This is a genomic window from Sporosarcina sp. HYO08, assembly GCF_001563475.1.
GTDB lineage: Bacteria > Bacillota > Bacilli > Bacillales_A > Planococcaceae > Sporosarcina.
On sequence record NZ_LPUT01000012.1, the window covers coordinates 481,641 to 489,760 of the forward strand.

8 protein-coding genes and 1 pseudogene are annotated in these 8,120 nt (G+C 42.6%); all 9 read left to right on the forward strand.

The features are described from left to right. Positions 1–67 precede the first annotated feature (67 nt). Complete coding sequence (gene flgM / locus AU377_RS06685) at positions 68–337, forward strand: flagellar biosynthesis anti-sigma factor FlgM (protein WP_067405991.1); 270 nt, start codon at positions 68–70, stop codon at positions 335–337. A 14-nt stretch (positions 338–351) separates the two neighbouring features. Continuing rightward, on the forward strand, positions 352–852 hold the full coding sequence (locus AU377_RS06690; RefSeq protein ID WP_172794031.1) for a flagellar protein FlgN: 501 nt from the start codon (positions 352–354) through the stop codon (positions 850–852). Positions 853–867: 15 nt separating this feature from the next. Then, entirely contained in the window at positions 868–2,397 is a 1,530-nt protein-coding gene (gene flgK, locus AU377_RS06695) for a flagellar hook-associated protein FlgK (RefSeq protein WP_067405997.1), read from the forward strand. 19 nt (positions 2,398–2,416) lie between these two features. Continuing rightward, positions 2,417–3,298, forward strand: coding sequence for a flagellar hook-associated protein FlgL (gene flgL, locus AU377_RS06700; RefSeq protein ID WP_067406001.1), 882 nt, complete (start codon positions 2,417–2,419; stop codon positions 3,296–3,298). A gap of 135 nt (positions 3,299–3,433) precedes the next feature. Continuing rightward, on the forward strand, positions 3,434–3,988 hold the full coding sequence (locus tag AU377_RS06705) for a DUF6470 family protein (protein ID WP_067406004.1): 555 nt from the start codon (positions 3,434–3,436) through the stop codon (positions 3,986–3,988). Between the two features lie 130 nt (positions 3,989–4,118). Then, complete coding sequence (gene fliW, locus AU377_RS06710; RefSeq protein ID WP_067406007.1) at positions 4,119–4,556, forward strand: flagellar assembly protein FliW; 438 nt, start codon at positions 4,119–4,121, stop codon at positions 4,554–4,556. A gap of 14 nt (positions 4,557–4,570) precedes the next feature. Continuing rightward, positions 4,571–4,792, forward strand: coding sequence for a carbon storage regulator CsrA (csrA, locus tag AU377_RS06715; protein WP_067406010.1), 222 nt, complete (start codon positions 4,571–4,573; stop codon positions 4,790–4,792). Between the two features lie 276 nt (positions 4,793–5,068). Continuing rightward, positions 5,069–6,667, forward strand: coding sequence for a flagellin (locus AU377_RS15870; protein WP_067406013.1), 1,599 nt, complete (start codon positions 5,069–5,071; stop codon positions 6,665–6,667). A gap of 325 nt (positions 6,668–6,992) precedes the next feature. After that, positions 6,993–7,124, forward strand: a pseudogene (locus AU377_RS15255) (flagellin); the annotation flags it as partial. Between the last annotated feature and the right edge of the window lie 996 nt (positions 7,125–8,120).

Consider the following 8,120-nt stretch of genomic DNA (forward strand, 5'->3'; position numbering starts at 1 on the left):
GCAAAAGAGACTTGAATGAAACGCCAATCAACCGACATAGTAAATACATAGAAGGGAGCGAGTGTAGATGAAAATTCAAAGAGTCAATATACCTGCAGTCAATCCGTATCAAACACAACAAGTAAAACAACAGCAAGCAAACAGCCAAGCAAAAGCCCAAACGGATCAGCTGGAAATTTCCAAGGAAGCAAAACAACTGTCTGAACAGCAATCCACGACGGAAGCGCGGAAAGAACGCGTACAGTCAATCAAAGCGCAAATTGAAGCAGGGACATATAAAGTAGATACGAAACAACTCGCTTCTAATTTAGTGAAGAAATTGAATGGACACCGATGAAAGTAGGGACAAACATGTCAACAACAGCCATCTTGCAGACGCTTGTCCAGCTAGAACAACTGCATAGTAGTCTTTTACAGCTCGCTGTAGATAAAATGGAAATACTAAAACAGGGAGACATGGAAAAACTCGATGGGCTGTTAAAGGATGAACAGGCTCATGTCGCAGCGATCGTACAAATGGAAAACAAAAGACAGCAAAGCGTTGTCGGTTATCTAGCGAGTAAAGGGCAAAGTTCACTGGAAAACGCCACGATTACAGAGGTTATCAAATGGGCAGATTCCATAGATGAGCAACAAGCGCTTCAAGCGGCAAGAGACAGCCTTTTAGAAACGATTCATCAATTGAAACAGCAAAACGACTTAAACCAAAAGCTGACGATGCAATCGCTTCAGCTTGTAAATATTTCACTGGACGCCATTCGACCGCGTCCGGAACAAGCGACTTATACGCGACCTGATCAGGATCGTAAAAAACCGTCGGAAGGCTTTAGCACTTTCGATTCACAAGCATAAGGAGTTGTCGGCAACATGAGATCGACATTTATGGGACTTGAAACGAATAAACGCGGACTGTTTACGCAGCAATCCGCTTTATATACAACGGGTCATAATATTAGTAACGCCAATTCACCCGGCTATTCCCGCCAGCGTGTTAATATGCAGGCGTCACAAGGATTTCCAGGTACAGGACTGAACACGGGAACGATGCCTGGGTTTTTAGGGACAGGTGTCGAAGCGGGTTCGATTCAGCGAATTCGCGATACATTCGTGGATCATCAGTTTAGGCAAGAAGCGAATAAGCTCGGGTATTGGGAATCTCGGTCACAGGCGATTTCACAGATGGAAGACGTGTTGAATGAGCCATCCGAATATGGACTCTCGAAATCACTAAGTGAATTTTGGCAGTCCTTGCAAGATTTGGCGGTCAATCCCGAGAACGGCGGCGCACGTGCAGTTGTTGTACAGCGCGGGATTGCGGTGGTGGATTCGTTTAATTACATCCATACATCATTAACCGAGGTTCAAACAAACTTAGGGAAAGAAATTGGTGTGGTGACTAGCGAAGTAAACGCTATTTTAGAGCAAATTGCAGGCTTGAACGACCAAATCGCACAAGTTGAACCGAATGGCTATTTGCCGAATGATTTATATGATGCACGCGATTCATTACTCGATCAATTGGCAACGTTTTTCCCGATCGAAACAGAAAAAGTTGATTCCGGCGGCCGTGCGCTTAACATTGCGGAAGGGTCATTGACTGTCCGCATTAAAACTTCAACAGGTGCGATTGACGTCGTAAATGGGAATGATTTTGCAAAAATGTCCGTGAACGGGGCAGACAACCAAGGAAATCCGACTGGACCGATCACAGCTTTTACATTTACTGCATCCGGTAAGGCGGCAGGTGGTCCAATCGGGGTCGAATCTATGCACAATATCGGTAAAATGAAGTCGCTCGTAGACTCATATGGGTATGAGGAAAGTGGCGTTACAAAAGGTTTATACCCTGAAATGCTTGCACAAATTGATGACATGGCTAAAGCATTTGCAGAAGAATTTAATGAAATTCATGCAAAGGGTTATCCGTTAGAAGGCAATGGTGCACCGAATTGGTTTTTTATTCGTGAAGATACGACAAAACCATTTTCTACAAGCAATTTGAAAGTAAATGATGCCATCATAAAAGATCCAAGTTTAATTAGAGCATCTTCCGGTATTGAAGAAGAAGGAAACGGAAATCAAGCGAAGGAACTTGCAAATATGCAATTTAATGGACTAGAGGGTCTCGGTGGCTCTACTGTCCAAACTTATTTCCAAGGCATAATCGGTCAGCTCGGTGTAGATGGCCAGCAAGCTGAGCGGATGACTTTCAACACGGCAACATTATTAGGCGCCGTCGAACATCGCCGCGCATCGATCAGCTCTGTATCGCTCGACGAGGAAATGACGGACATGATCAAATACCAACAAGCATACAACGCTTCGGCAAGAATGATTACCGTCGTTGATGAAACACTCGATAAAATCATTAACGGTATGGGGCTTGCAGGAAGATAAGGAAGGAGGCGTTCGATAGATGCGCATAACACAATCCATGTTGTCTAATAACATGCTTCGGAATCTTTCCACAAGCTACAATAAAATGGGCAAGCTTCAAGACCAAATTACAACTGGGAAAAAAGTGAACCGTCCATCCGATGATCCCGTCGTTGCGATGAAAGGGATGGGCTACTGCATGCAAGTCGATAAAGTTGCGCAATACCAGCGTAATCTCGGCGAAGCGCACAACTGGCTCGATAGCTCGGAAGATGCGCTTGATAAGGTCGGACAGGCATTGCATCGTACAAAAGAATTAATGACCAAAGCAGCGGGCGGATCCGTATCGGATAGCGATAAGGAAATGATTTTGAAAGAAATGGAACATCTTCAACAGCATATGCAAAGTCTCGGAAACACGAAGGTAGGAGACCAATATATTTTCAGTGGGACGAAAACAGGTTCACCGCTCTTTAATGATGGTGTGATCGAAACAGATGCTGCATTCGGGAAAGCAATTGAAATCGAAGTGTTCGATAGTGTTTCATTACAAGTGAATACGGATCTGACTAGCGTTTTTAGAGATTTAAACGAAATGTTCGACTCGTTTAAAGTAAGCATAGAGAATCCAGAATCAGAAAATGCCAAACCGTTAGACGACTTTGTCGGACTCATTGATGGCAATATGGATGCAGTTCTCACAAAACGTGCAGACATCGGTGCGCGTCAAAATCGCGTCGAAATGATGGAAAACCGTCTCGGTTCACAGGAAATCATCGCGATCAAACAAATGTCCAACAACGAAGACATTGACTATGAAAAATCCATTACTGAAATGATCACTCAAGAATCCATCCACCGTGCGGCATTGTCGGTAGGTTCAAGAATTATTCAACCATCGTTAGTAGACTTTTTACGTTAACGTAAACTCCGGTGTTAAGAACGGATGCCAGTGGTATCGGGTGCCAGACAGGGACACCATTCGCGTCCTTCCGCGAATTGTGGCCTTGCCTGGCACCCCCACGTTCCTAGTATATTCCCGAATCGAGGTGACCCGATGCAACTCCCACAACTCCAAATCCAAACAACCCGCGGCATGATTGGACTGCAAACAACAAAACCAGTCCAGGAAATCGAACAGCCAAGCGCAACACTCGATCTTCAACAGCCCCAAGCTGTCCTGACAACGAAAACAACAAAACCGCGATTATCCATTGACACAACAGAAGCACGTGCTGATCTGGACTTAAAAAGTTCTTTCCGCCGCACAGAAGAAGTGACGCAATATTCCCGTTCAGAAGTATTCAATGGCATCGCCCGCCGCGCACAAGATGGTAGGGAATTAATGGAGATCGAAAACGGCGGGAGTCCAAACGCATCATTTGCCAACCAAGCATTCAGACAGCCATACAGCAGCTTAAACATTCAATTCATTCCGTCCTACGGGAGTGTCAAAGTATCTTTTGAGCCTGGGAATGTGGATATCCGGGTGGAGCCTCAAAAAGTTGTCAATAACAGCCGAGCGAACAAACCGATCCATACATACACGCCAGGGAAAGTATCAGTGGAGTTATTGCAACAGCCATCGGTTCAAATTGATTTCAAGGCTTAAAGCTTACTAATCGAACATGGACATCGGGTGCCAGACAGGGACACAATTCGCGTCCTTCCGCGAATTGTGGCCTTGCCTGGCACCCCTGCGCACTTTCGACTAGTACATTAGAACGAAGGAGACAGATGATATGAAAATTCCAACAAAATTTCATGGGAAAATCGACATCCAACCCGAACAACTATGGGAATTCCCCAAAGGCATCCCCGGCTTCGAAAACAAAAAGAAATTCATCCTTCTCCCAATTGAAGGAAACAATGTATTTCAAGTTCTTCAGTCCGCAACAACAGCTAGTGTCGCATTCATCGTCGCGAATCCTTATACGATTATGGAGGATTATTCATTCGACGTGGATGAACCAACTGTAGAGTTGCTCGGGATCGAAAAAGAAGAAGACGTATTCATTCTTGCTGTTCTTTCGCTGAAAGAACGCATTGACACATCCACTATCAATTTACAAGCCCCACTCATCTTCCAGAAACATACGAAAAAAGCGAAACAAATGATCTTGAACGACAATACATTCTCCTTGCGCCACCCAATCGGGACGCTGGCAGAAGTGGAATAAGGGGGCTATGGATCATGCTTGTACTATCTCGAAAAACAAACGAGACGATCAAAATCGGTGATGACATCGAAATCCGCATCCTCGAAGTGACAGGTGATATCGTGCGCATCGGAATCGAAGCCCCGAAATCCTTCGACATCCTACGCGGCGAACTCGTTCTTTCTATTTCCGAAACAAACGCGGAAGCATCTACGTTAGATACCAACCTCTTTAAGCAACTCATGCAAAAAAAATGAAATTAAGATCAAAATGGAACCGGGTGCTACAGTTACTAACATCAATTCGCAACTTGCCAAGAATTGTCTTAGCGTCTTGCACCCTTTTCGTACATCAATCTCTATCTTTTATTCAATTTCTGCAAGTTTCCCCTTTTTCCGCTAAACATTACCTCAAGTGGGACGATATTAATAATGTAAGCGAAAAGAAAGAGATCCGGCCGGCTCTTTGTATCGCGAACAAAAAATGGTTCACAAGGATGTGAACCGGACAAACACTCAAGGAGGAATTTAGAAATGAGAATTAATCATAATATTGCGGCGCTGAATACTTATCGTCAGTTGAATAGTGCCGCTGCTGGTCAAGCAAAATCTATGGAGAAGTTGTCTTCTGGGCTTCGTATTAACCGTGCCGGAGATGATGCAGCAGGTCTAGCCATCTCTGAAAAAATGCGTGGACAAATTCGTGGTTTAGATATGGCAGCACGAAACTCTCAAGATGGCATCTCTATGATTCAGACTGCAGAAGGCGCATTAAATGAAACTCATGATATTCTTCAACGTATGAAAGAACTTGCAACCCAAGCAGCAAATAGTACAAATACTAACGATGATAGAGAAAAAATTCAGGAAGAAATTAGCCAATTGTCTTCTGAAATCAATAGAATTGGTAATACAACTGAGTTTAATACAAAGAAAGTGTTGAACGGTAATGTTGGTGGTGGAAGTATTAATGCAAATGCTACTACAGCTAAGTTATCAGGTGGAGCCAATGCAGAACAAGCCCAGTATAAAATTACAGTAGATGGGGCTTCTACGGATGGCCAGACAGTTGAATTTGATGGGGTTAAATTTGAATTTCATGATACTTCAGGATCGATTGTTTCAGGAAATGTACACGCAGGTACAACAGCAGGTTCAACAGCAGCAAGCAACACATTAAATTTATTTGAAGCAATGAGAAATTCAACTTTAAATACAAACTGGGATATTACTATGAATGAAGATGGTGAAATCCTAGCAACGGCAAAAAAGGGACAATCAAAGGATGGAGTAGCTGGTAACTCGACAGGTGCCGCATCATTTACGGGTGTTACTGGTACTTCTTCACAAGAAGTAACAGGTGTAGATGCTATCAAAGCCGAAGGTGAAATCACATTTAACGGCAAACCTGAAAACGGATCTTATATTAAAATTGGTGATCAAACCATAGCTTTCTTTGATAGTTCAAAACAAAACCAAGCGGCCATTGCACAAAAGTTTGTTGATGAAGGCAGTGTATCACCTGATGCATTTGTAGATACACATAATAAAAACCTTGCTACAATTTTAGAAGACTTACAAACTGAAGTTGGTAATGGTGGAACAGCTGAAATTACATCTACAACAGATTTCTCAGTTAGAATTAAAGCTACCACTGCAGGTGAGGGTTTAGAGGTATCAGGGACTGGAAACTTTGCGGATACTTCAGTACACAATGCCCTTGCTGGCGTAGGTTCAGACGCGATTAAATTACAAGTTGGTGCTAATGCTAACCAAAGCTTTAGTGTGGATATCTCCGACATGAGATCTGTAGCTTTAGGGATAACAGGCACTACTGGCGATGTTCAGGCTGGTGGAGTAACAGGTGCAAAGTATACAGCAACTGGAAATGTAACTGACGGTACTTCTAATTCTAAAGATGAATATGCACTAGATGTTATGAGTCATGAGTCAGCAACTGCTGCAATTACAGTTATTGATAATGCTATTAACGAAGTTTCTAAAGAACGTGCAAAATTAGGTTCTTTTCAAAATCGCTTAGATCACACAATCAATAACTTAAACACATCTTCTGAAAACCTGACTGCTGCGGAATCTCGTATCCGTGACGTTGATTATGCTTTAGCTGCCTAAGCAGTAACAAGCACAGTCGTCCTAGCCGGTAACGGCTAGTGATTATAATCGGGTGAATTGCTGGAAAACCCTATAGAGCTTTTCTTACCACAACGTAGTTGGAAACGACAAGCGTGATGGTTTGAAAAAAAGAAAAGATTGGGCAATCAGCAGCCGAGCTCCTGTCTCGAAAGAGTGGAGAAGGTTCAACGACTAGGAAACCGTCTACGGCAATCGCTATGACGATGAATCCATAGGTGAAACAATGTCCATCAGCATTGTGAATCCGAAGCGCCCGACCCCTACTAGATTGCTAGAGGGTGAAGAGATAGTCTAGTCATTAGTGAAAGCTAATGTTCGCACGATGGCGAAGGAAATGATGGAACAAACGAAGAATTCAATTCTTTCTCAAGCAGCACAAGCAATGTTGGCTCAGTCACAGCAAATACCGAGCGGAGTTCTTCAACTCCTTCGATAATTTGGTTGTACGGGCGTCTATATCAGCAATGATATAGATCATCACTGGGTGAATTGCTGGAACATCCTAAGAGCTCTTCTACCAAAGCGGAACTGGAAACGGTAAACGTAACGGTTTGAAAAGTGAAGAGATTGGACAATCAGCAGCGAAGCCCCTGTCGGGAAACCGTGGGGAACGTTCAACGACTAGGATATACCGTCTAAGGCGAAAGCTATGACGATGAAATCCGTAGGGTGTTACGAGTCGTAACATTCGAAGTGCCCAGCCCCTTATGTAGGGTGAAGATATAGTCTATACTATGTTCGAAAGGCATAGATGCATAGCAAGCAAATCAACAGCCTCAGGGAGTATTACAACTTTTACGTTAATACAACTTTTGACTTTTTTAAAAAGAGACTTCCTTTTCAGGAGGTCTCTTTTTGAGGGTTATAGCTTTTCTTGTTTACGTTGTTCTTTTACTTTGTAGGCGATGACTCAATATAAGAAGTCTAATTGGATGCATAATGGTGATTTCCTTTGCAAATATTTGTACATCTTTTTGAATTGTTATAAATGAAATTTACACAGTCGCCTATGAGCAATAGTCGTTCATTTTGACGGAATTTAAAAAGTATTGTTTAGTTGTTATATTGAGGAGAAGTTTAAGATTGAAGATATTAAATTTTTATAGGAGTAAATATGGATAGACTAGAACTATACAAGGAACTATATTTTAGGGAATTGGAAAGGAAGGAAAATATTTCAACTAGATTACAATGGACAATAAGCCTTTGGGTTTTGACTGCGGGTGGAATTCTATTTTGTTTAAACAACGCACACAAGGTTCCTTCCCAATTCGACCTAATATTCAATTGTACTTTAGGAATTAGTGTAAACGAGCACTTTGTTTCCTCAGAAACACCCGTGTTTTTTTCACATTCCTTCGGAATGGCTACTATACTTCTCCGCAATAATGTGCTAAATTTTTTGCATATTAAAAGGGGGAGTTTTTTTATG